The sequence below is a fragment of the Salmonella sp. SAL04202 genome (genome assembly GCF_046550775.1).
Taxonomy (GTDB): Bacteria; Pseudomonadota; Gammaproteobacteria; order Enterobacterales; family Enterobacteriaceae; genus Salmonella; species Salmonella enterica.
In genome coordinates this window covers 24577-49327 of the sequence record NZ_JBGDXK010000001.1, presented here as the reverse complement: position 1 = coordinate 49327, position 24751 = coordinate 24577, and the positions used below count along the sequence as shown (strand labels likewise).

General features: G+C 48.1%; 22 protein-coding genes and 1 tRNA gene. 6 read left to right on the top strand and 17 right to left on the bottom strand.

Annotated elements, in window-relative coordinates; all coding sequences use genetic code 11:
- Window positions 1–2: 2 nt before the first annotated feature.
- The 4 genes from ACLJQJ_RS00275 to ACLJQJ_RS00260 all read right to left on the bottom strand — a co-directional run bounded on the left by ACLJQJ_RS00275 (window position 3) and on the right by ACLJQJ_RS00260 (window position 1981).
- Window positions 3–176, bottom strand: a complete 174-nt coding sequence (locus tag ACLJQJ_RS00275) for a hypothetical protein (protein WP_015965741.1) — start codon at window positions 174–176, stop codon at window positions 3–5.
- Window positions 177–187: 11 nt separating this feature from the next.
- Complete coding sequence (gene trbJ / locus ACLJQJ_RS00270; RefSeq protein WP_063809046.1) at window positions 188–982, bottom strand: P-type conjugative transfer protein TrbJ; 795 nt, start codon at window positions 980–982, stop codon at window positions 188–190.
- Window positions 983–1063: 81 nt separating this feature from the next.
- Window positions 1064–1417, bottom strand: a complete 354-nt coding sequence (traJ, locus tag ACLJQJ_RS00265; protein WP_001460377.1) for a conjugal transfer transcriptional regulator TraJ — start codon at window positions 1415–1417, stop codon at window positions 1064–1066.
- A 282-nt stretch (window positions 1418–1699) separates the two neighbouring features.
- Window positions 1700–1981 carry a hypothetical protein gene (locus ACLJQJ_RS00260; RefSeq protein WP_020244701.1) on the bottom strand — a complete coding sequence of 94 codons (282 nt, stop codon included), beginning with the start codon at window positions 1979–1981 and terminating at the stop codon, window positions 1700–1702.
- Between the two features lie 975 nt (window positions 1982–2956).
- On the opposite strand from ACLJQJ_RS00260, the gene ACLJQJ_RS00255 reads away from it, so the two are divergent.
- Entirely contained in the window at window positions 2957–3217 is a 261-nt protein-coding gene (locus ACLJQJ_RS00255) for a HigA family addiction module antitoxin (RefSeq protein ID WP_072018501.1), read from the top strand.
- A 264-nt stretch (window positions 3218–3481) separates the two neighbouring features.
- Here the strand turns inward: ACLJQJ_RS00255 and ACLJQJ_RS00250 are convergent, their stop codons facing one another.
- The 5 genes from ACLJQJ_RS00250 to proB form a co-directional block, all read right to left on the bottom strand.
- Window positions 3482–5971, bottom strand: a complete 2490-nt coding sequence (locus ACLJQJ_RS00250) for a S8 family peptidase (RefSeq protein WP_063809045.1) — start codon at window positions 5969–5971, stop codon at window positions 3482–3484.
- Window positions 5972–5979: 8 nt separating this feature from the next.
- Entirely contained in the window at window positions 5980–6966 is a 987-nt protein-coding gene (locus ACLJQJ_RS00245; RefSeq protein WP_044066426.1) for an AAA family ATPase, read from the bottom strand.
- A gap of 464 nt (window positions 6967–7430) precedes the next feature.
- A tRNA-Thr gene (locus ACLJQJ_RS00240) sits at window positions 7431–7506 on the bottom strand.
- A 115-nt stretch (window positions 7507–7621) separates the two neighbouring features.
- Complete coding sequence (proA, locus tag ACLJQJ_RS00235) at window positions 7622–8872, bottom strand: glutamate-5-semialdehyde dehydrogenase (RefSeq protein WP_063809044.1); 1251 nt, start codon at window positions 8870–8872, stop codon at window positions 7622–7624.
- An 11-nt stretch (window positions 8873–8883) separates the two neighbouring features.
- On the bottom strand, window positions 8884–9987 hold the full coding sequence (proB, locus tag ACLJQJ_RS00230; protein ID WP_001285275.1) for a glutamate 5-kinase: 1104 nt from the start codon (window positions 9985–9987) through the stop codon (window positions 8884–8886).
- Between the two features lie 282 nt (window positions 9988–10269).
- Between proB and phoE the strand changes: the two genes are divergently transcribed.
- Complete coding sequence (phoE, locus tag ACLJQJ_RS00225) at window positions 10270–11322, top strand: phosphoporin PhoE (RefSeq protein WP_058107409.1); 1053 nt, start codon at window positions 10270–10272, stop codon at window positions 11320–11322.
- Between the two features lie 50 nt (window positions 11323–11372).
- Here the strand turns inward: phoE and crl are convergent, their stop codons facing one another.
- From crl to gpt, 3 genes are all read right to left on the bottom strand, one after another.
- Window positions 11373–11774, bottom strand: a complete 402-nt coding sequence (gene crl, locus ACLJQJ_RS00220; RefSeq protein WP_000174693.1) for a sigma factor-binding protein Crl — start codon at window positions 11772–11774, stop codon at window positions 11373–11375.
- 57 nt (window positions 11775–11831) lie between these two features.
- Window positions 11832–13076, bottom strand: coding sequence for an esterase FrsA (frsA, locus tag ACLJQJ_RS00215; protein ID WP_000189586.1), 1245 nt, complete (start codon window positions 13074–13076; stop codon window positions 11832–11834).
- Between the two features lie 88 nt (window positions 13077–13164).
- Window positions 13165–13623: a xanthine phosphoribosyltransferase gene (gene gpt / locus ACLJQJ_RS00210; RefSeq protein WP_001292018.1), complete on the bottom strand. Its 459-nt coding sequence runs from the start codon at window positions 13621–13623 to the stop codon at window positions 13165–13167.
- Window positions 13624–13871: 248 nt separating this feature from the next.
- Between gpt and pepD the strand changes: the two genes are divergently transcribed.
- A complete protein-coding gene (pepD, locus tag ACLJQJ_RS00205) occupies window positions 13872–15329 on the top strand; it encodes a cytosol nonspecific dipeptidase (protein WP_001292977.1) in 1458 nt (485 codons plus the stop codon).
- 154 nt (window positions 15330–15483) lie between these two features.
- On the opposite strand, the gene prfH is transcribed toward pepD, so the two are convergent.
- The 3 genes from prfH to dinB form a co-directional block, all read right to left on the bottom strand.
- Window positions 15484–16098 (bottom strand): peptide chain release factor H, encoded by a 615-nt coding sequence (gene prfH, locus ACLJQJ_RS00200; protein WP_063809043.1) that lies wholly within the window; start codon window positions 16096–16098, stop codon window positions 15484–15486.
- Complete coding sequence (locus ACLJQJ_RS00195; protein WP_063809042.1) at window positions 16095–17234, bottom strand: RNA ligase RtcB family protein; 1140 nt, start codon at window positions 17232–17234, stop codon at window positions 16095–16097. Before ACLJQJ_RS00195 ends, prfH begins: the two co-directional genes overlap by 4 nt.
- 218 nt (window positions 17235–17452) lie before the next feature.
- Entirely contained in the window at window positions 17453–18508 is a 1056-nt protein-coding gene (dinB, locus tag ACLJQJ_RS00190) for a DNA polymerase IV (RefSeq protein ID WP_001226205.1), read from the bottom strand.
- Between the two features lie 249 nt (window positions 18509–18757).
- Between dinB and dpaA the strand changes: the two genes are divergently transcribed.
- Window positions 18758–19498: a peptidoglycan meso-diaminopimelic acid protein amidase gene (gene dpaA, locus ACLJQJ_RS00185; RefSeq protein ID WP_001225658.1), complete on the top strand. Its 741-nt coding sequence runs from the start codon at window positions 18758–18760 to the stop codon at window positions 19496–19498.
- On the opposite strand, the gene ACLJQJ_RS00180 is transcribed toward dpaA, so the two are convergent.
- On the bottom strand, window positions 19469–20236 hold the full coding sequence (locus ACLJQJ_RS00180) for a class II glutamine amidotransferase (protein ID WP_000333387.1): 768 nt from the start codon (window positions 20234–20236) through the stop codon (window positions 19469–19471). The two genes, dpaA and ACLJQJ_RS00180, sit on opposite strands and share 30 nt — an antisense overlap.
- A gap of 212 nt (window positions 20237–20448) precedes the next feature.
- Complete coding sequence (lpcA, locus tag ACLJQJ_RS00175; protein ID WP_000284051.1) at window positions 20449–21027, bottom strand: D-sedoheptulose 7-phosphate isomerase; 579 nt, start codon at window positions 21025–21027, stop codon at window positions 20449–20451.
- 239 nt (window positions 21028–21266) lie between these two features.
- Between lpcA and fadE the strand changes: the two genes are divergently transcribed.
- Together fadE and ACLJQJ_RS00165 are read left to right on the top strand one after the other, a co-directional pair.
- A complete protein-coding gene (fadE, locus tag ACLJQJ_RS00170; protein ID WP_000973041.1) occupies window positions 21267–23711 on the top strand; it encodes an acyl-CoA dehydrogenase FadE in 2445 nt (814 codons plus the stop codon).
- Window positions 23712–23819: 108 nt separating this feature from the next.
- Window positions 23820–24587 carry an amidohydrolase gene (locus ACLJQJ_RS00165; protein WP_000015789.1) on the top strand — a complete coding sequence of 256 codons (768 nt, stop codon included), beginning with the start codon at window positions 23820–23822 and terminating at the stop codon, window positions 24585–24587.
- Window positions 24588–24751: the final 164 nt, after the last annotated feature.

The window sequence follows — 24751 nt, the reverse complement described above, 5'->3', positions numbered from 1 at the left end:
AATTACCATTCTCGCTTAGGGCTAGGATTGTTATTACTGCGCAGGGCACATTTATCATAGTTATGTTCGTTCAATTTATTCTCTGGCGTCGATAAACAATCTTCATCTTTTTTATCGCAAGAGCATAGAATCAATGGAATGATTAGAATAAAAATGACCAAAAGTTTATCTTTCATTCAGCTATCCCTCACCAAATTCGCTTCGGGCTTGGTGTGTTCTTGCCAGCTAACGCTTTTTCATCAGCTACTATTTGTTGGGCCTCTTTATCGGCCTGAGCCTGTGCCAGTGTTGCTGCAGCGTTTTGTTGGGATACCAGAAGCGAGCGGATTTGCAGCAACTGGTTCGTTTGAGCACTGGCAAGCTGGTTAGCGGCCTGAATAGCTTCCATTTGCCCTTGTGCGCTGGTTGCCTGAGTTTGCAAATCTGCAAGGTTATCAGCATCGCTTTGCAGTGTTTCCTGCTGTTCGTCGAGAGCCTTAAACACGGCGTCATTGGCCTTTTTACGTGCCTCAGAACTGTTCTGCTCAGCTTTACGCAGTGCGCTAATTTCATCCGTAGTACATTCAACATTACTGTTAAAACACGGTGATGAGCGGTAGTAATTCACGTCCTGATAACGTTTCAGATATGAATCAAGACTTCCGGCTTGATTTTTGTAGTAATTAAGGGTGTCCTGCGCCTGCAACAATTTGTTGATGGTCGAATTGGCCTGATCCCAGATATATGCCGCAGGTGCGACTGTATTTTTCAGCATGTTTTCATACTGCTGCAGCTGCGTTTGGTACTGCTGGATCTGTTTAGCCACAGCCTGAACGTTGTTGGCTGCGCTGATTGTGGTCTGCACCACATTAGTACCATCGATTACAGGGATACCGGCTGTCGCCGGTAATGCCATGATGGACGCCAGGAAGGAAGCTGCTAATGATTTTTTAGCTGCTAAAATCCCTCTCGGTGATGAAAATACTCGGAGCATTAACTTCATTTGCCCACCTCAATTTTAACTGATTATTGATATTGAAAACTCGTACTTTTAACTGATACAGATATTTAGGAAACCATAAATTTATTTGTCCAAGATTCTATCCATAATATTTCTTAGTTCTTGTCTGGTTGATTCTATTTTAGCAAGCAACGTTTTGATCAATGAGGGTGAAAAATCAACTGTGCGTGGATCGTTAGCTAACCACAGTTTAAGTAACCCACCAAGTCGACCAAGATCAGCATTTACTCGGCTAAGCTCTACAACCTGTTCAATATCTACAATAGACTCAACCTGATAACCCATTGCTACTTTACGAATGAAGCTCGCTACACTTAAGCCAGATGCTTCTGCATTTTCCTGGATTTGCGCTTTTTCATCTGGCAAACAATAAACTTTAATTGGTGTACTATTTTTTCTAGTCTGAGAAACGGTCATATCATTCTCCATACAGGCGGTAGCCGATCAGCCTCGCAGAGCAGGACTCCGTTGAGCAGCCCAGCTGCTAATAAGAGAAGGTAAAGTAGAAGCACCGTTTACGGTGGGCCTACTTTACATGTCCTGCCCTACATTTGCCGTTGTGAATCTGTGTACGTATTGTGTATTCCTGTGTACTCAGTGTGTTTTCCTAAAGCATTTGTGCAGGATTAGTAGTGTAAAAATGTGCAGCATATGTGTTTATTGGAAGGGAAATTATTTGAATGACCCTAAGAAATATTTTTATTCTCGCGGCTTGGGTTTTGGCGGCCTGCCACGTTTCCTTTGAAACCTATTTATCTCTTTCGCTATATCGTCATTTTCTGTCTTTGACTCAACAGATTTATCTATCCAATCCTTAACATCTTCTCTACGCCAGAGAAGACGTTTATTACCGGGAAGACGGCATCTTGGTGGAAGACATTTTGGATTTCGCGTTGCATCACTGCGGATACTTTTTACAGTTTTCTTTAATGCAAAAGCCAACTCTTCAACGGTTATAAGTTCTGGCATAACTGATTTCATCGAAGAACCCATCTCTCAGTAGAAATTTGAGGATTTTAGCGGCTAAAATTTTAGCCGCTAAAGTTTGCTAACCAACGTTATGAATTGAGAATAATTAAAACTTACTGGCAAAAAGAATAATGTCAACAGGATTTTTATTCATCGGATTTTTACTCCATATGAAATTGGTTTTATTGACCGATTTCTGAATGACACTAAGGTTTTAATAATTCCTTTAATCTTTTTGGTTATATAAAAGGTTAAAGATCAGGTTAGAGAGGTGTGGAAAAGCGATATATTCATTTGTTTATTATGACAATTTTAAATTATATCCGTACCTCAAATGTCATGAAAGCGTACCTCATATGTCATAAAGGCGTACCTCATATGTCATATAATAAAAAATAAGCAAACAAGTTATACACAATATTATTAACAGAATCTGTGGATAAATACACAGATTATACATGATAAAATAGATTGTTTAGCTAAACTAAATAGCAATAAATAAAATGAAACAAAATGTAAATAACAGAGAGTTGTAGATAACTTATAAATTTGGTTAGCTAACCTTTATAAGAAACACTGTTTGTAAATGATTCATTTCTGACAACGGATATATCGAAATTTAGTAAGTAAAATGCCACAGCTAAATCTTTTATATCATTTGTTTAGCTATACTATTTTTACTAAGGGTTATGTATATCTAAACTACAAAAACAGCAATGCAAAAGATAAACGGGTAACAATCGTAGAAAAGCTTTGTTGCTGAGGGGTTACCCTCATTGGAAACCGGCTTGAGATAAGTATCATATGAGGATATCAAATCCGACTGGTGAGGCCAGGTTTGATAATTTGAAGCGCTGGACGTAGCGTAGATGCCACAATAGAGGAGACAATAGTAAATTAAATTATAAGATAAATGCAGATTTTTGTTTCGCTATGAAGTTATCACTGAAGATAAAGTGTTCTAAGATAGATGAATGTGAGGTTGCCATGACAACGATGAAAGCTAGACCCAGTTCTGTTGCGGAAATTCTTTTAAATGAGTATTTGAAACCTTTAGCTATGTCTTCACGTGACTTAGCTAATTTGATGGGAGTACCTTATAGCAGAATTGACGATATATTACGACACTCTAAAAATATAAGTAATAGAGAGGGGGAATTACTTTCTAAAATCTTCAATACTGATAGCGATTTTTGGATAAAACTTCAAGAAAACTATATAAATCATACATGCAAATTCCATAAATAGTGCATAAACGCTAACTTAAGGCATATATTATTTGTACTACGCCGTTGTATTAAAGAGAGATATCAAGCAACAAAAATCAACTATAATAGGTAAAAAATCAGTATGAAGGAATTATCACAATCTGCACGATGGTTCTAATATAAATTTAGTAAAATAAAACATAAATCATTTCCGTATAAAAAGATGGCCAGGTCTTTATCATCGACCCAGCCAATTAGTAAAGGATTTTTCATTTCAAACTCATTAAACCTTAGGCATAAAACCTTAATGTTCAATATCTATTTGATTATCAATTTGAATAATGTTTTGAATCTCACTGTAAATATCAATGTTCTCATCTGGTACATCTATGCTAACCAATAAACTATATTTAACATTGTTAATATAGCGATCCTGCGCAGTACGATATTTCCACCATCCACCAACAGGATAGACAGCGATAGTATTCATCTCTGTTAAATCTGCAGCACTGCCTTTCCAAGCATCTGAGTGTAATGAACCTCTAACTCTGAGTTGAGGCCCCAGAAACCATCCTGACGCATCTCCTTCAGGTCCATTGTATTCTTCATTATTCGCATTACGGTTTATCGAAGCACGGAAATTTTCGAGGGTCTGATTAGGTCTAATAACTGCAAATCTCAATCCATGAGATTGATACGAATATTGTCGTCTGAATCCTTTTTGACTTGGATTAGGTTCAATAAAATACGACAATGTGATTCTTAAAATAACATTTGTTTCTGGTGGTAGTAAGCGAAGAGCTTCTACGGGCCAAGGGAGTGAAAACAGATGCATTTCATTCAATGTAGGATCAGTAGAACCATCTCTTTTAAATGGGGTGATTTCCGACTGAGATATTAATGTAAGTGCATTTTCCGCACTATGCATTGCTCGATTTAAATTAGGTACTCCATAACCAACCATCCTTAATAAGCTTTCTTTAGCCGATTTTGGTGTCCCCTGTGCACGTTCTGTTCTATATCGTTCGTGCATACGACTAGTCCATCTTGCTGTATGAACAAGTAATCCCCTAATAGTTTCAGGCCAATATTCTGGGTACTGAGCCATTAGCATAGCAGCATGTTTTGATACTAGAGCACAGGCTGCGCTAGTATCTGAATTAACTTCAAACAATTGATTTGTTGCCCTGCCAGAGGTTGTGAGCAAAGATAATTCAATTGTATTTGTGATTTCATCACGGCTAGGTGATAAAAGTTTGTTTCCGCCTTCCTCTACTAAATCTGGCTTATATGGGGCATGCTTTTTCCATCCCCAGGATACCGATGACCGAGATGACGGTGCAATATCTTCTGACATAGCGAAAGGAGACCAACCATCATATTCGCGGTCTGTATGGGTTGTTTTATCAGTATACGCCCCTACAGTTAATGCATTCCAAGATTGAGCAGGATCTTCAATTTCAGCAAGAGTCACTGAATCCCAATAATCTAATTCTAAATTTGTAGGTTGAGAGTTACCCGCAGAAATTATAAATAATCTGCGGATATCATCCTCTAAACCAAAACTAAACTTGTCAATCTCTGCAGACCATGAGGACGGTTGGCCTCCAAGAGTATTAGGCTCTGCTGTCACAGCAAGCGAATAAACTCTGCGCCAGTTCGGGTTTTCCAGCTCCAGACGACTTGACGTTCCTGTAGTAATAGCTCCATAAAGATTAGGATCATTAGTAGCTCTTGGAGGTAGTATCCTTCCTGATTCGATATTGTACGGAATCGAAATGTCCTGATCGTTCAATAAAACAGACAGGAAATCTCCATAAACACATAGTCCTGCTTGTCTGGAACCGTGGTCATTATAAGGCCTTTGATTATAATCATCGAAAAGTGGCCAAGATATGTCCCAAGCAGCTGCCAGTGATGAGTTAGTAAATCTAGATAATAGTGGATTATTGTAGTTAACACCTGTATCTAATATACAAACAGAAACATCAGCTTCATTGTTACGCGTAATTCTTGCAGCAACATTTTCTGCCCACTGATGCTGTTCTGTAGGTAAGGAATTAACTATAACTGATATATCATCCCTCGCTGATCTTATCTCTTTTAAATTAGATATTAATTCAGGACAAACTTTTAATCTCGATAGACTCGTACGGATAAGAACAACAGTAGTATCGAAAAAATTAATAGAAGTATTCCCGAGCCTTCCATTAATTCTTTCGCATAAACGCCGAGCAATATTTAGCACATCCTCCTTATTACCCTTAAGCCAAAGCTCAAACCACTTTTCAACACCGTGATCATCCGGAATAAGATCTTTTTTATCTGTCCAGAAAGAAGTTATATCTGCTAACTCGATATTTTGTATGCTATCAATTAACAAATGATTTCTAGGGAACTCGATACCATCCTTCGATGGATTCAAATAGTCATTTATTTTTTTAGTGAATTTAGTTCTGTCATTTTCATTAATGTATATAATCGCAGTTTCACGATTATTTGATTTAACTAAAGAACAAAGCTTGAAATAAGTATTATCGATTTTATCTATAGGAAGATCGCATTGTTCAAAACTGATTAGCCTAACATAAATCCCTTTTTCATCAGTAACAGGGGGAAGCCTCGGTCTTTCATCATAATGATTCAATATACGGCTATACTGATTTAGTAATGATATACCATGTACCGCTCGATCACGAGTTGGGACTTGGGGACTACGACCATTGCTCCTAGAGCGATAGTTTTCGGGGGAAACATAGCCGTTTAATAAAATATGCCTCTTGTTGGTAGTCATTTCATCCCTTATTGTCTACTTTCTTGCCTACGCTTTATAGCCTTTACTAACAAATCGGTTGTAATATTGTTTGCATTATAAAGCACTGATTCTTTGGCAGCATCTTCACTTGCTCGCGTGATCTCCGCTGCACTTAGACCTGAAGCACTATCAATGATCTCACTCCAAAATAAATTACCGAGGTCAAAGACAGCGAGTCTCTGTTCAATAAGATTCCTGATTAGATTATCCTCAGGCCTTGTGAACGGTATAATATCGTCAAATCGTCTATATAAGGCGCGATCTAAAAGCTCTGGATGATTGGTTGCAGCTAAAACTATGCTCTCAGAATCATCCTGCTCTACAAACATTAAAAAAGAATTTAAGACCCTACGAATTTCTCCAACGTCATTCTGAGCGCCACGCTGAGTTCCTATAGCATCGAACTCGTCAAAAAAATATACAGCTCTTGTTTGCCGTATGTGGTCAAAAATTAAACGCAGCTTAGCTGCAGTTTCACCCATATAGCGAGTGATTAGATTATCTAAGACGACTGTATAAAGTGGTAGCTTTAACTCTGTAGCAATGACTGATGCGGACATTGTCTTACCAGTACCGGGAGGACCAGTGAAAAGAATTTTTCTTCTTGGAATAAGCCCAAACTCAGAAAGTTTATCTTTCTGTTTTTGTTCAAGCAGAACCTGATTCAATCTTTCCCTAACGCTTCCAGAAATCACCAGTTCTTGAAGATGTACTGGCTTGTTCGTTTGCTCAAGTAACCCCTTAAGATCACCATCAGGCTGCTTAACAAATGGTGTAAGTCGTTTTTCAACTAAACCTACAGAACTCGTTGTTTTCTGATTTTTATCAACTAAGTTTTTTATATCATTAGCAAGCTTATGATGACCTTGCCTTGCTTCCTTAGCTGCCACCTGCAAAGCAATAGAAAAGAAACGCTGATCATCACGATCAACGTGGCTTTTCAATAAAGCTTTGATCTGCTCTGCAGTAGCCATAACCCCTCATACTCCCTTGTTCTCTTGTTGCAAAGTTTACTATAAATTCATTTAGTTCGACATCGTTACCTACCTGCTCATTACAGGAAAGTAATACCTTCATGAGCGTATCATCAATGATCAAAGTGTAATCAAACACCTAGGCATAGTACCTTCACTACGTGAACTGTATCACTCATTGTTATGTAACCAGAGTGTCCCTTTCTGGCACTTAGCTCTATCGGATAATGTATTTAAGCTGTTAATTTATAAGATTTTTCATCACTAAACTGTCTTTCATGCAACGCATCGATAAGGTCAACACATTACGTTTATAAGGAAGTAGTTTGTTTAGCGTAATGATGCAAATGCTGACCAATTAGCTTTGCCACAATTTTGCCACACCTACAACGCGCAAAATTGCACATTAGTGTTGAACAAAGCAAAATACTGCAATAGTAACTTGATGATTTTACGAGAAAAGATGGTGCCGATAATAGGAGTCGAACCTACGACCTTCGCATTACGAATGCGCTGCTCTACCAACTGAGCTATATCGGCCCTGAGAAGGGTGTGTTCACGCGGGTGAATCACGGGGTAGAAGGTTAAAACTAACCGGGCGGTGCGTCAATAGCCTTGCTACTCAACCGGCTATTTTTGCACCGCTCGTCATTAATTACGCACGAATCGTACCATCGCCAAAGCCTATCCACTTATAGGTGGTAAGCGCTTCAAGCCCCATCGGACCGCGGGCATGTAATTTCTGCGTGCTGACCGCCACTTCTGCGCCAAGCCCAAACTGCCCGCCGTCGGTAAAACGGGTAGAGGCGTTGACATAAACCGCAGCGGAATCCACTTCGTTCACGAAACGCGCAGCATTATGCATATCACTCGTCAAAATCGCATCGGAGTGCTGAGTACCATGTTCGCGAATGTGAGCGATAGCGCCATCCATATTTTCGACCACCACAACGTTCAGCTCCAGAGACAGAAACTCGTTATCCAGCTCTTCCGGTTTCAGCGGCACCAGTTTGGCAGGGCCATGCAGTACCTGCATGACGGTTTCATCCCCATGCAACGTCACGCCGCTCTCCGCCATCTGCTTGCTCAGCGCAGGCAAAAAGCGTTCTGCGATGTCCTGATGCACCAGCAAGGTTTCCACCGTGTTACAGGTGCTCGGGCGCTGGGTTTTAGCGTTGACAATAATCTTCAGCGCCGGGGCGATGTCTGCGCTGCTATCGACAAAAATATGGCACACGCCAATCCCGCCGGTAATCACCGGAATGGTGGATTGCTCGCGGCACAGTTTATGCAAGCCTGCGCCGCCGCGCGGGATCAGCATATCGATGTACTTATCCATACGCAGCATTTCATTGACCAGCGAACGGTCCGGATTATCAATCGCCTGAACCGCCGCCTCCGGTAAACCGCAAGCTTTCAGCGCCTTCTGAATGACACGAACGGTTGCGGCATTCGTGCGATGCGTCTCTTTCCCACCGCGTAGAATCACCGCATTACCGGTTTTCAGACACAAAGAAGCCACATCAACGGTAACATTCGGACGCGCCTCATAGATAACGCCAACCACGCCCAACGGCACGCGGCGGCGCTCCAGACGTAGCCCGCTGTCCAGCAGACCGCCGTCGATCACCTGCCCGACCGGGTCGGCGAGATTACAGACCTGGCGCACATCGTCAGCAATCGCTTTCAGACGCGCAGGGGTCAGCGTCAGGCGGTCCAGCATCGCTTCGCTCAGGCCGTTGGCTCGCGCCTGCTCAACATCTTGTACGTTCGCGCTGAGGATACTTTCCATTTGCGCTTCCAGTTCATCGGCTATTTTTTCCAGCACGCGATTTTTTTCGCCGCTGGAGAGCAGCGCCAGCTTATACGACGCCGCTTTAGCAGCAATGCCCATTTGTTCCAGCATATGCCTGTTCCTTATCGAGTAATCATGTCATCACGATGAACAGCGACCGGGCCATATTCATAGCCAAGAATCGCATCGATTTGTTGAGAGTGGTGACCGGCTATCCGCCGCAGAGCATCACTGTTATAACGGCTGACGCCATGAGCAATATCACGCCCTTGCAGGTTACAAATTCTGATGACCTCCCCCCGCGAGAAATTGCCCGTCACGCTTTTGATGCCTTTTGGCAGAAGTGAACTGCCACGTTCCAGCATTGCCGCGGTCGCGCCTTCATCAACCGTAATTTCGCCTGCCGGCGGCGCGCCGAAGATCCAGCGTTTGCGGTTCTCCAGCGGCGAGGCTTGCGCATGAAAACGGGTGCCGACGGAAATCCCCTCCATCACATCGCCGATCACGCCCGGTTTACTGCCTGAGGCAATAATCGTATCAATACCCGCGCGACAGGCTACGTCTGCCGCCTGAAGCTTAGTGCTCATACCACCGGTTCCCAGCCCGGAAACGCTGTCTCCCGCGATAGAGCGCAGCGCATCGTCAACGCCATACACATCTTTGATAAGCTCCGCCTGCGGATTGCTACGCGGATCGGCGGTAAATAATCCTTGCTGATCGGTCAGCAGCAGCAGTTTATCCGCGCCTGCCAGGATCGCCGCCAGCGCGGAGAGGTTATCGTTATCGCCCACTTTAATTTCCGCTGTCGCAACGGCATCATTTTCATTGATAACCGGCACAATATGGTTATCCAGTAATGCACGTAGCGTATCGCGGGCGTTCAGAAAGCGCTCTCTGTCTTCCATATCCGCACGCGTCAACAGCATCTGCCCGATATGGATACCGTAAATTGAAAACAACTGCTCCCACAGTTGAATCAGACGGCTTTGCCCTACCGCCGCCAGAAGCTGTTTAGAGGCGATCGTTGCCGGCAGTTCCGGATAGCCGAGATGTTCACGTCCGGCGGCAATCGCGCCAGAGGTAACAATAACAATACGATGTCCCGCGGCGTGTAGCTGCGCGCACTGGCGGACAAGTTCTACGATATGGGCACGGTTCAGGCGGCGCGATCCGCCTGTTAGCACGCTGGTGCCGAGTTTTACGACCAGCGTCTGGCTGTCACTCATGATTCTCTGCCGTTCAAAATAAGAAATAAAGACCAAATGAACGTTTTAGCAGGACTGGCTCCGGTTGCCAACAACCTGTACGCGTAGCGTGAAATTTTGTTGCGCAGGATCAGCAAGCGTAGCGGCAGAATTTGACCATTTTATTACCGCAACAATTAAACATATTTTTTTAAAAAAATTCTCACTTTGTCATAAATATTTCATTACCGAACGTTAAAAACCTTCCTGTTTTTTACCGGGTTTCCCGACAAATCATAGCGCGTAATTAAAACAGGAATGGAAATGAATAAGAGCACTCTGGCAATAGTGGTGAGTATCATCGCATCAGCATCTGTTCACGCCGCCGAGGTTTACAATAAAAACGGTAATAAGCTTGATGTGTATGGAAAAGTTAAAGCCATGCACTATATGAGCGATTATGACAGCAAAGATGGCGATCAAAGCTACGTTCGTTTTGGTTTTAAAGGCGAAACGCAAATTAACGCTCAATTGACCGGCTACGGGCGCTGGGAAGCTGAGTTTGCCGGTAATAAAGCCGAAAGTGATTCGTCCCAGCAAAAAACCCGCCTGGCCTTTGCAGGCCTGAAATTAAAAGATATCGGTTCTTTTGACTATGGACGTAACCTGGGCGCGCTGTACGATGTTGAGGCCTGGACGGATATGTTTCCCGAATTCGGCGGCGACTCTTCCGCCCAGACCGATAATTTTATGACTAAACGCGCCAGCGGGCTGGCGACTTACCGCAATACCGATTTCTTCGGCATCGTTGATGGACTGGATCTTACCTTACAGTATCAGGGGAAAAACGAAAATCGCGATGTGAAAAAGCAAAACGGCGACGGCTTCGGCACATCCGTGAGCTATGATTTCGGCGGCAGCGATTTTGCCGTCAGCGGCGCTTATACTCTCTCCGATCGCACCAGGGAGCAAAATCTGCAGCGCCGCGGTACGGGCGATAAAGCCGAAGCCTGGGCTACGGGTGTAAAGTATGACGCTAATGATATTTATATTGCGACCTTCTATTCAGAAACCCGCAACATGACGCCAGTTTCCGGCGGATTTGCCAATAAAACCCAAAACTTCGAAGCAGTTATCCAGTATCAGTTTGATTTTGGTCTGCGTCCGTCATTAGGCTATGTGCTGTCAAAAGGCAAAGATATTGAGGGCGTCGGCAGTGAGGATTTGGTGAATTACATTGACGTTGGCGCAACCTATTACTTCAACAAAAATATGTCCGCGTTTGTAGATTACAAAATCAATCAGCTTGATAGCGATAACACGTTAGGCATTAATGACGATGATATTGTGGCAATAGGGTTGACCTACCAGTTCTGATAAGTCGCATTGTGCCTGATGGCGCTGCGCCATCAGGCATGACAGCAGGGTTATGCCGACAGTTTTACCGGCTCGTCGTTGAAATCGTCAGACGGCTCCAGCGCCAGCTCCATAGAAATCAGCAGGTCGCGTAGCTTTTCATGAAACTCGCGTAGCGTGTATTCCAGTCGCTCCACCACTTCGGTTTCGTTAATCGGCACTGCGGTCCAGTTACCCTCTTTATCAAACAAACCAAACTGATAACGATAAGTGAAGCGTTTCTCTTGTGCTTCCAGCTCCATCCACCAGCCCCAAAATTCACGCTTCTCTGGCGCGGGCTTCACGTTGACGCAAACTGCCAGGCAATCGAAAAAAAAACGATTGTCTTCGCACTGCCCTTCCCGGATATAGGGGCCAAGCGCGGTAAATTTCTTGATCAATCTACTTTTCGGGTGTCCACTCGGTAACGTCATTGCGATCTCCTTTAATGAAGCAACTGTTTTACCAAATCAATAGAATTTATCAATCTATTAACACAATCTATGATTAATCCAGTCGGTAATTTCTTGCAGCGCGTGGTCAAAATTGCGGTACACCGGGTTAAAAGGGATCTCTATCAGCTTACCGTCTGAAGATGATGTTGTAATTAAGCGAGACTCTTCTTCCGGGCTGAAGGGATCGTTTTTCCAGAAGCCGGAAAGCATTGGCGTAGGACAACGTCTGCCCAGTAGCCCCTGTACTTTCAACGAATAGCGATTGAGCTCCACACGCAGCGCCTCATCCGAAGCATCATGCATACCCAGACGGCTGGCCAGCACATCCAGATACATCTCCGGCACCGTGCTCTGTCGTTGCGGATCGCTAAGTAGCGCATGGACCACCGGCCCCAGGCAAGCCACCGCTTTCAAACGCGGCGCTTCCAGATAGGCCAGACGCACCGCAACATTGGCGCCAAAACGGAAACCAAACGCCGCAACACGGGTATGATCCACCCAGGGGACATTAGGAAGCGCTTTTAACACATGCTGGTGGAGCAAGCTGGAATCCTGGGTTAATTTCCACTTTGATGAAAATCCAACCGAAGGCATATCAAGCGTTAACATCGCAATACCGCGCGGCGCGAAATAGCGTTCATACAGGGTGTAATAGTCGGTTTGCATGGCGTCCAGGCCGCCGCACATGAGCACCGTCGGAAACGGACCATCCCCTTTCGGCATATGTAAAAACGCGGTGACAGGCGAACCGCCAGGAACGGCAAATTCCATTTCACGTAACGAGCCGGGCAACCGCTGCGCGGCCTCTTCATAGGCGCGATTCGCCAGCGCCTGCGCCTGCTCCGCCAGCTCATCGCCCTTCAAATGCGGGTAGGCGGCAATGTTATAGAGCGTTGAGGCATGAAGCCAGTAGCGTCCGCTGCGCATGGCGTCCTGTTCCTGACAGGCTTTCTGCTGCCAGTCCATCGCCTGCTTTGCCCACTCATAAATCCAGTTGCCGCCGCGGTAACCGATGACCGTATCGTATAAATCATCATCCGTTCGCTCTGCGTCGCTCATCACAATGCGCGCCTGCACATCAAGGATTTCTCGTGGATCAACGCCGCGCCAAATCCACATCAGGCGGTTTATCATGCGGTACCAGTGCGGGACGTTCTTACCGTCCAGCGCGGATTGCATGGGCGGCTGCGACCCACGATTGAACCGACGGACAAGGGTAGACGTTTCAGTATGTTTAAAGCGGGGTTTGAACAGGGTTTCGCTGAGGTTAGCCTGTGTCATTCGTGCAGCCTCCTTGGATACTCATAGAGGCTTATTGTAACCAATAAAACAGCGCCCGGCATTGCCGGGCGCTCTGAAAAGCTGCTGATTAACGACCTGAAATCGGCGGTACAAATACCACACCCATATCCCAGGGCTGCTCAATCCAGGTGTTCTGAGGAATATCAATAACATAATCATCAACCAGCGGACGGCCCGCCGGTTTAGCGAAAATCGTGACGAAATGCGCTTTAGGGTACATTTCGCGAATCGCGACGGCGGTGCCGCCGGTATCGACCAGATCGTCGATGACGATAAAGCCTTCGCCGTCGCCTTCTGCACGTTTCAGCACTTTCAGTTCGCGCTGGTTATCGTGATCGTAGCTGGAGATGCATACGGTATCGACATGACGAATGCCCAATTCACGCGCCAGTAGTGCGCCCGGTACAAGGCCGCCACGACTTACGGCAATAATGCCTTTCCATTGTTCTGAAGGCATGAGGCGGCTCGCCAGTTTGCGTGCGTGAATCTGCAACATGTCCCAGGTGACGACGTATTTTTCGCTCATGTGAAGTGTCCCAGCCTGTTTATCTACGGCTTAAAAAGTGTTCGAGGGGGAAATAGTTGCGCGAGATTATAGAGACCTGACGCGCTAAAAACCAGTGTTTAGCGGAATCCACGCCTCTTTTTGTATGCTTTATACTACCCGCAGGCGGAGAAAGTGGTATTCTCAGTCGCATCTCGTAAGAGTTATCAATTCCGCTAACCCTGTGGCCTGTAAGAACGTTTTTCAGACCACCGCCAAGGAGACTTATCGTGTCTGAACTGTCTCAGTTATCACCACAACCTTTGTGGGATATTTTTGCCAAAATCTGTTCTATTCCTCACCCGTCCTATCACGAAGAGCAACTCGCGGAACATATTGTGAGTTGGGCCAAAGAGAAAGGCCTTTACGTGGATCGCGACCAGGTCGGTAATATTCTGATCCGTAAGCCCGCCACTGCAGGTATGGAAAATCGCAAGCCGGTCGTTTTACAGGCGCATCTGGATATGGTGCCGCAAAAAAATAGCGACACCGTTCACGACTTCACTACAGATCCTATCCAGCCTTATATTGATGGCGAATGGGTTAAAGCGCGCGGTACTACGCTCGGCGCCGACAATGGTATTGGAATGGCTTCTGCGTTAGCGGTACTGGCTGATGATAATGTCGTCCACGGCCCGCTGGAAGTGCTGCTGACCATGACCGAAGAAGCGGGCATGGATGGCGCGTTCGGCCTCCAGTCCGGCTGGTTGCAGGCCGACATCCTGATCAACACCGACTCTGAAGAAGAAGGTGAGATCTATATGGGCTGCGCAGGCGGCATCGATTTTACCTCTAATCTGCCGTTGACCCGTGAAGCTGTACCCGCAGGATTTGCGTGCTTTAAGCTAACCCTGAAAGGCCTGAAAGGCGGCCACTCCGGTGGTGAAATTCACCTCGGCCTTGGCAATGCCAACAAATTGCTGGCGCGTTTTCTGGCCGGGCACGCAGAAGAACTGGATCTGCGTCTGATCGATTTCAACGGCGGCACGCTGCGTAACGCGATTCCGCGCGAAGCGTTCGCTACCCTCGCCGTTGCCGCAGACAACGTAGGCGCTCTGAAAACGTTAGTGAACGCTTACCAGGATATTCTGAAAAACGAACTGGCGGAAAAAGAGAAAAACCTGACGCTGCAACTCAATGAGGTTGCCAGTGATAAAGCCGCATTGACCGCGCCGTCACGCGATACCTTTGTGCGCCTGCTGAACGCAACGCCGAACGGCGTGATCCGCAATTCAGACGTGGCGAAAGGCGTAGTGGAAACATCGCTGAACGTTGGCGTGGTCACAATGTCTGATGCGAATGTCGAAATTCACTGCCTGATTCGCTCTCTTATCGACAGCGGTAAAGATTATGTGGTGAGTATGCTGGATTCGCTGGGCAAGCTGGCTGGCGCGAAAACCGAAGCAAAAGGCAGCTATCCTGGCTGGCAGCCCGATGCGAACTCGCCGGTCATGCACCTGGTGCGGGAAACCTATCAGCGTCTGTTCAACAAGACACCGAACATCCAGATTATCCACGCCGGCCTGGAATGCGGTCTGTTTAAGAAACCCTATCCGGATATGGACATGGTTTCTATTGGGCCTACCATTACCGGACCTCACTCTCCGGATGAGCAGGTACATATCGAAAGCGTCGGCCACTACTGGACTCTGCTGACCGAATTGCTGAAAGCGATTCCTGCGAAGTAAGAAAGCGCTAAAATGCCCGTCCCATTTCTGGACGGGCTATCAATATGGAATATCGGGTATCCATTGCCAGATAAGCTCTCCTGGATGCGCTGAATAGCGCTGCGGCTACACGCGAATAGCCGGACAGCCCTATAACAGCGCCGGTAACACCGAATTATTGTGGCGTAAACGCCATTCCTTTAAATATCCGCAGCGGATTGCCGCGCTCAATCTGATGATGGAACAGACGCCTTTCAGACTTCAACGCCGCACACTCATTTTGCCGTTGCTGTTCCAGCCGCCAGGCAATCAGCAGCCGGGCCAGACGCTTATTCGCATGTTGACTGCGCTCCGACTGAACCTTCACGCTAATCCCGCTCGCCAGGTGCGTGGCCCGCACTGCCGAGTCGGTTTTATTAACGTGCTGCCCACCCGGGCCGGAAGAGCGCAAAGTCTCGAAACAAATCTCATCAGACTGTATGTGCTCGTCGGCGGAAAAGCGCCCAATGCCGACGTACCAGTTTTTTCGCCCATGGTGCGGACGATACGGGCTGGTACAAATCCACAGTAACGTGCCGCACCAACGTTCACTGAAAGCCATAGCTTTTTCGCCGTCCAGCGAGACCAGCGCAGAACGCAGCGTGTCTGGTAATCGTCCCGGCTCTGTTTCAAGTCGCGTCAACGATACCTTTTCTCTGGCAGCTTCTTTCGTCAGACAATCCAGCGCTTTTTTTACCGCCAGACAACACTCGTCCGGTCCCTGTGCGGAAGAAAGTTGCAGTAAGATCATGCGTTTTTCTCCCCTGAGGTTTTCAGCGTCAGCACCGGACGCAGGCAGGCAACTGGCGTAATCAGTCCGGCGTCTGCCAGACAATCCACAACGCTATCGATGGATTTATACGCCTGCGGCGCTTCTTCATAAATGAGCTGGCGATCGCGGCAAATCACCCGGCTACCCATCCCGGTACGGCAGAGCTGTCGCGGGGTAAATTTTGCCGATAACCGGTCTTTACACTCGGTACGCATCCATTTGCGCCCCGCGCCGTGCGCCAGGGAGAAGAGGCTCTCCTCGCTGACGACGGGTTTCACCAGCCAGCTATAATCGCCGCGCGAGCCGGGGATAATCACCAGTCCCTGCCCATCTGGCGTAGCGCCTTTACGATGCAGCCACCCCGCCTCACCCGCGACAGTACAGGGTTCAACGAAGTTATGCGCCACATCCAGCCGCGGTTCGCCCTCAGCCCTGAGCTGTTGCAGTATCCGGCGGGCAATCAGCGCGCGATTACTGCGGGCAAATGCCAGCGCATCGTCATGTTCTGCAAGGTAGCGGCGCGCATCGTCGCTATCTTCCGGCAAACCGTTATGCGAAAACGCCTCCACATGACGACGCAGGATAGCTTGCCCCAGACCGCGTGAACCACTGTGTACCAGCAGTAATAACTGCGCTTTTTGCAACCCCGACAAAGCGAACGAATCAGCATCGACGATGCGATCGACCTGCTGCAGCTCGGCAAAATGATTGCCGCCGCCAATGGAACCCAGCGCAGAGCGCCACGAATGATGCTGCATTGCGGCGGGGACATTCTCCTCCAGCCACTGCGCGTCCGCCACGTCAGTCAGCGACGCCAGCCGCTTCTCCAGTTTATCGGCGTTATATTTACGCCCTAAAATATCCGTTTGCCATAACGCCATGCCGCAGCCGATATCGTTGCCGACCAGCGCCGGATAAAAACGTCCACGTGAGAAAAAGGCTGCGCCAATAGGGTAGCCGCGCCCCGGATGCAGATCTGGCATCCCGATAACGCGTTTCATACCGGTTAACTTAGCCGTCGTATATAATTGTTGGATCGCGGAATCTTCGATCCACAGGTTATCCGATGCGATAGAAAATACCACATCTGATAAAGGACGAATATAATTGCCCATATACCATTCCATATATGAATTAAAAAATCAGGAAATGGCAGACTAATCCAGAGCAATAAAAGAAAATTAATCCTGGAAAGGTCTGCAAAGTGCGTTCAGAGAATAAAGTGTCATGATGAACCTCCTTTGCAGTTATTGAGAATGAGAAAACGCGGGTATAGTAATACTGAAATTTAGATGGTGCAATCGTAATAGTGATAAAATCTTAATAGCCTGACTTATAACCCTAACACCAACTGTCGTTCCAACTGAGGGTCGAGCAGCGTTACGTGTAACCCCACCAGCCGTACGCCGCGCTCGCCGCGACGCTCGTTCCAGGTTTTACGGGCGGTGGTAATTAAGTCTTCTTTATTTAATTGCGGCCAGACATGTTCCTGAGTGGTTTGCTGAAAATCATTAAATTTTAATTTAACGCCCTGTCGGGCAATCAGTAAATCGGGCTTTACTATAGCCAGACGACGCTCCAGTTCCGGATATAAATGTTCAATAATGGCCTCGCAGTCCGACCATTCATGAATATCCTCCGCCAGAGTACGCTCAACGCCTACCGATTTACGCAGCCTTTCGCTGTTAACATCACGCTCGTCAATACCCTGACTACGCTCCCATAATACCCGGCCAAATTTACCGAAGCGTTTGAGAAGCATCGCCAGATCGCACTGTTGAATATCCCCGCAGGTTCTTAACCCCATATTTTCCAGTTTGGCGGCGGAAACTTTCCCCACGCCTGGAATTTTGGCTAACGGCAACGTTTTAAGAAAGCCGGGTACATCGGCTGGCGTAATAACATATTGTCCGTTCGGTTTATTGAGATCGGAGGCGATCTTCGCCAGAAATTTCACTGGCGCAACGCCAGCGGAGGCGGTGAGTTGCAGTTCATTGAAAATAGTCTGACGAATCTCCCTGGCGATCAGAGTTGCCGATCCATAACAGTGCGGGCTGTCAGTCACATCCAGCCAGGCTTCATCCAGCGAGAGCGGTTCAATCAGTGAAGTGTAGCGGGAAAAGATGTCACGTACATGCCGCGAAGCCTCTTTATAGGCGTCAAAGCGGCCAGGCAATAGGGTGAGATGGGGGCACAGCTTTAGCGCCATGGCGGTCGGCATCGCGCTACGTACGCCAAACTGGCGCGCAGGATAGTTGGCGGTACTGATAACGCCTCTTCGCTCACGACTCCCGCCAATGGCAATGGGAATATCGCGTAACGCCGGATTATCACGCATCTCTACCGCGGCAAAAAAACAGTCCATATCAACATGTATGATTTTGCGCATCGCTCGCCCCCACAATACTGTTTAAGTGTACAGTATGTTTTATTGCGCGCAAAGAGACATTCGCGTTAAAAATGCGACATATTCGAAGGTATGACGACGAAAGCGGCGGGAAAATTGTAAACGTACACACGGGGACTTGCGAAAAACTGCCGTGGTGCTAATGTGAGCGCTCCAAATCCAGATTACTCCGATTTGGGGACTCTTTTGCCGTTCTGGCGTGTGTAACCGTTTTATCAAGGAACAAGCAGTATGCGTAAAATCGCATTTTTTCTTGCGATGCTTCTGATGCCGTGCGTCTCATTTGCCGGTTTGCTGAGCAGCAGCAGCCCCGTCACGCCGGTCAGTAAAGAGTATAAGCAGCAGTTAATGGGCTCACCGGTCTATATTCAGATTTTTAAAGAAGAGCGCACCCTTGATCTCTACGTCAAAATGGGTGAGCAATACCAGTTGCTTGATAGCTACAAAATTTGCAACTATTCCGGCGGGTTAGGCCCGAAACGCCGTCAGGGCGATTTTAAAAGTCCGGAAGGGTTTTACAGCGTTCAGCGTAATCAACTCAAACCAGACAGCCGTTTTTATAAGGCCATCAACATTGGTTTTCCCAATGCCTACGATCGCGCGCATGGCTATGATGGTAAATATCTGATGATTCACGGCGCCTGTGTTTCCGTCGGCTGCTATGCCATGACCGACAGCGGCATTGATGAGATTTTCCAGTTTGTCACCGCCGCGCTGGTCTTTGGTCAGCCGAGCGTGCAGGTGAGTATTTATCCGTTCCGGATGACCGACGCCAATATGCAGCGTCATAAATATTCATATTACAAAGATTTCTGGGCGCAGCTAAAACCCGGCTACGATTATTTTGAACAGACGCATAAGCCGCCAACTGTTTCTATCGTTGATGGACGTTACGTCGTGAGCAAACCGTTGAGTCACGAAGTCGTTCAGCCACAGCTGGCCTCAAATTATACGCTCTCCGAGGCAAAATAACGCCCATTCGCCTGGCATAATCTTTTGCCAGGTTTCATTCCCCGTTAGCGGCTGGGTAGCAATCACGGTAACCACGTCATTTGGCGTGGTCTGTGAACTGAAATCAATTTCCATATCCTGATCCACCAGCGTGGCTACGCCAAACGGCGCCCGGCGAGTGATCCAGTGCAAATGGGTTGAGCAAAACGCCATCACATATCGCCCATCTGACAGCAGCATGTTAAAAACCCCTTTTTCACGTAATACCGTCGCCAGTGTCGCAATATATTTAAATACCGCCGTCATGTTGCCCGGCGTGCGGGGATAACGCTGCGTTAATTTATGCAATAGCCAGCAAAACGCTTTTTCGCTGTCGGTTTCCCCCACCGGACGAAAATTACCGGTTTCCAGCGACTTATAACCGTTGAGCTGACCGTTATGAGCATAAGTCCAGTTGCGTCCCCATAATTCCCGGGTAAAAGGGTGTGTATTTTCCAGCGCTACTTCACCGCGATTAGCCTGACGGATATGGGCGATAACCGAGCAGGACTTGATCGGGTAATTCTGTACCAGTTTCGCAATCGGCGAATGGTAGCTCGGTTGCGGATCTTTAAACGTGCGACAGCCCTTTCCTTCGTAAAAGGTAATTCCCCAGCCGTCTTTATGCGGCCCGGTTCCGCCGCCACGCTGCACCAGTCCGGTGAAGCTAAAGCAGATATCCGTCGGCACATTGGCGCTCATCCCAAGCAGTTCGCACATACATCACCTCCACAAACGCCTTAAGCGGGAAGGCGTAATTTTTACAGCCAATCAAATCTCAAAATATCAAAGAAAACAATATGCTATACCCTAAATAATTCGAGTTGCAGGAAGGCGGTAAGGGAGGAAATCCCCAGGAACATAGATAACTATGTGACTGGGGTTTCTGAGCGCAACCAACGCACCTGCAGCTTGAAGTATGACGGGTATAGTTATTTAACCATCTCTTTTTCGATCAACTGAATCAAAATATGAATTACTTTGATATGAATTTCCTGAATACGATCGGCATAACCGAAGTGCGGTACGCGAATTTCAATATCCGCCGTTCCCGCCATTTTGCCGCCGTCTTTGCCGGTCAACGTAATCACTTTCATGCCTTTTTCACGGGCCGCGGCAATCGCTTTAATCACGTTACCAGAGTTACCCGACGTCGAGATCCCTAACAGGACATCGCCTTCGCGCCCTACCGCCTCAACGTAACGAGAGAAAATATAGTCATAGCCAAAATCATTACTGACGCAGGATATATGGCTAACATCAGAAATCGCAATTGCCGGGTAGCCCGGACGATTTTCACGATAACGACCTGTCAGCTCTTCAGCAAAGTGCATCGCATCGCAATGGGAGCCGCCGTTACCGCAGGAAAGTACCTTACCACCCGCTTTAAAACTGTCAGCCAACAGGACCGCCGCGCGCTGAATGGCGTGAATATTGGCGTCATCTTTTAAAAAATTAGCCAGCGTTTCCGCCGCTTCGTTCAGTTCGTTACGAATAAGATCCTGGTACATGAGGATATCCTTCAGCATGAATGTAAATGACAGTATGCAGTGTACCGGATAGCAGTACAGGCGAGAAGCATAAGCCGAATTAACGCCTCACGCTTTTGATTTTTCGTGCCCCCAAAAACGGCAACAATGTGAGCTTTGTTGTAATTATTTTGTAAACACATTGCTAAAAGATTTTACATCCACTACAACCTAATCATCACAAGTGGTCAGACCTCCTACAAGCAAGGGAGCTTTTCGTTATGATGATTTTGAGTATTATCGCTACGGTTGTTCTGCTCGGCGCATTGTTCTATCACCGCGTGAGTTTATTTCTCAGCAGCCTGATTCTGCTCGCCTGGACCGCCGCACTTGGCGTCGCTGGCCTGTGGTCCATCTGGCTGTTGGTTCCTCTGGCCATTATCCTCGTGCCGTTTAACCTCACACCGATGCGAAAATCAATGATTTCCGCACCGGTGTTCCGCGGCTTCCGTAAGGTCATGCCGCCGATGTCGCGCACTGAGAAAGAAGCGATTGATGCCGGTACAACCTGGTGGGAAGGCGATCTGTTCCAGGGCAAGCCTGACTGGAAAAAACTGCACAACTATCCGCAACCGCAACTCACTGCCGAAGAGCAAGCGTTTCTCGACGGTCCGGTAGAAGAAGCGTGCCGGATGGCGAACGATTTCCAGATTACCCATGAACTGGCGGATCTGCCGCCGGAACTGTGGGCTTATCTGAAAGAGCATCGTTTTTTTGCGATGATCATTAAAAAAGAGTACGGCGGACTGGAGTTCTCCGCTTATGCGCAGTCCCGTGTACTGCAAAAACTGTCCGGCGTCTCCGGAATTCTGGCTATCACCGTCGGCGTTCCAAACTCACTCGGCCCTGGCGAGTTGTTGCAGCACTATGGTACGGAAGAGCAGAAGAATCACTATCTGCCGCGACTGGCGCGCGGCCAGGAGATCCCCTGCTTTGCGCTGACCAGCCCGGAAGCAGGTTCTGATGCAGGCGCCATTCCGGATACCGGCGTGGTTTGCATGGGCGAATGGCAGGGCCAGCAGGTGCTGGGTATGCGCCTGACCTGGAACAAGCGTTACATTACGCTGGCGCCGATAGCTACCGTGTTGGGCCTGGCGTTTAAGCTTTCCGATCCGGATAGATTGTTAGGCGGAGAAGAAGAGCTGGGTATTACCTGTGCCCTGATCCCCACCTCAACGCCGGGTGTGGAAATTGGTCGTCGTCACTTCCCGCTTAACGTTCCGTTCCAGAATGGTCCAACCCGCGGTAACGATATTTTCGTGCCTATTGATTATATTATCGGCGGCCCCAAAATGGCCGGACAAGGCTGGCGTATGCTGGTGGAATGTTTGTCGGTAGGACGCGGTATTACCCTGCCGTCCAACTCCACTGGCGGGGTGAAATCCGTCGCGCTGGCAACCGGCGCCTATGCTCACATTCGTCGTCAGTTCAAAATATCTATCGGCAAGATGGAAGGTATTGAGGAACCGCTGGCGCGTATTGCAGGTAACGCTTATGTGATGGATGCCGCCGCATCGTTAATCACCTATGGCATTATGCTGGGTGAAAAACCGGCGGTACTGTCGGCTATCGTGAAGTACCACTGCACCCACCGCGGCCAGCAGTCCATTATCGACGCGATGGATATCACTGGGGGTAAAGGCATTATGCTGGGCGAGAGCAACTTCCTGGCGCGTGCTTACCAGGGCGCGCCTATCGCGATCACCGTGGAAGGCGCGAATATCCTGACCCGTAGCATGATGATCTTTGGTCAGGGCGCCATTCGCTGCCATCCTTATGTACTGGAAGAGATGGCCGCAGCGCAGAATAATGATGTGAATGCCTTTGATAAGCTGTTGTTTAAACATATCGGCCATGTCGGCAGCAATACCGTCCGCAGTTTCTGGCTTGGCCTGACCCGCGGATTAACGAGCCATACGCCAACCGGCGACGCCACGAAGCGTTATTACCAGCATCTGAACCGACTGAGCGCAAACCTGGCGCTGCTGTCTGACGTGTCAATGGCGGTACTGGGCGGCAGCCTGAAACGCCGCGAGCGTATCTCCGCGCGTCTGGGCGATGTGTTGAGTCAGCTTTATCTGGCCTCAGCCGTACTGAAGCGTTACGACGACGAAGGTCGCCACGAAGCCGACCTGCCGCTGGTGCACTGGGGCGTACAGGATGCGCTGTATCGTGCTGAACAAGCGATGGACGATCTGCTGCAGAACTTCCCGAACCGCGTCGTGGCCGGATTGCTCACCGCGATGATCTTCCCGACTGGCCGTCATTATCTGGCGCCGTCTGATAAGCTGGATCACGCCGTGGCGAAGATCCTACAGGTGCCGAACGCCACACGTTCACGCATTGGGCGCGGTCAGTATCTGACGCCCGCCGAACATAATCCGGTCGGTTTACTGGAAGAAGCGCTGCGTGATGTCATCGCTGCCGACCCTATCCACCAGCGCATCTGCAAAGAACTGGGTAAAAATCTGCCGTTTACTCGTCTGGATGAACTGGCGCGCAATGCGCTGGCGAAAGGGCTTATAGATAAAGATGAAGCCGCCATCCTGGCGAAAGCGGAAGAGAGCCGCCTGCGCAGTATCAACGTTGATGATTTTGAACCTGAAGCGCTGGCGACCAAACCGGTAAAGCTGCCGGAGAAAGTGCGTAAAGTCGAAGCCGCATAATCAGTCTCGCGTCTTTCCTGCCCCGCTTTCGCGGGGCTTTTTCTTGCCGCTTTTTTATTATTGCTCATGCTACAGTGTAAAGACGCTGTTCAATGAGGAGCTCCGATCGTGTCTGGTTTGAAAATTACTCTGTTGCAACAACCTTTAGTCTGGATGGACGGCCCGGCAAACCTGCGTCATTTTGACAGACAGCTAGAGCTCGTATCTGGCCGGGATGTGATTGTTCTGCCTGAAATGTTTACCACCGGCTTCGCGATGGAGGCCGCTAATAACTCACTTTCGCAAGATAGCGTGATTACGTGGATGCAGGCCAAAGCCCGACAAACTGACGCTCTGATTGCCGGCAGCGCGGCGCTACAAACTGAGCGCGGCGCCGTAAATCGCTTCTTACTGGTTGAACCGGAAGGCAAGGTTCATCTCTATGATAAGCGCCATCTCTTTCGTATGGCGGATGAACATCAACATTATGCCGCAGGCGATAAACGCATCATCGTGCAGTGGCGCGGTTGGCGCATTCTGCCGCTGATCTGTTACGATCTGCGCTTTCCGATATGGTCACGCAACCGCAATGATTACGATCTGGCGCTGTATGTAGCGAACTGGCCCGCGCCGCGCTCGCTACACTGGCAAACATTACTGACAGCGCGCGCTATTGAAAATCAGGCTTATGTCGCAGGCTGCAACCGGGTTGGCACCGATGGCAACGGGTTACATTATCGCGGCGATAGCCGGATCATTAATCCCCAGGGTGATATTATCGCCACCGCCGAACCACACCAGGCGACACGTATCGATGCCGATCTTTCTCTCGTCGCCTTGCAGGACTATCGCGAAAAATTTCCAGCCTGGCGCGATGCCGATCCATTCACCTTGTAAGCAACCTGCCGCTCACCGCGGCGGGATTGTTTCACTCCGTAACTCTCCGTAAAACAAATTCGCGTGGCGTAATGTGGCAGGCAACGTATTCTGACTAAGAGCCTATCCCACCAAGCGTTATTGGCGCAGCCAGTTTGGACACGGACAGCGCGCAAAAACCGGAG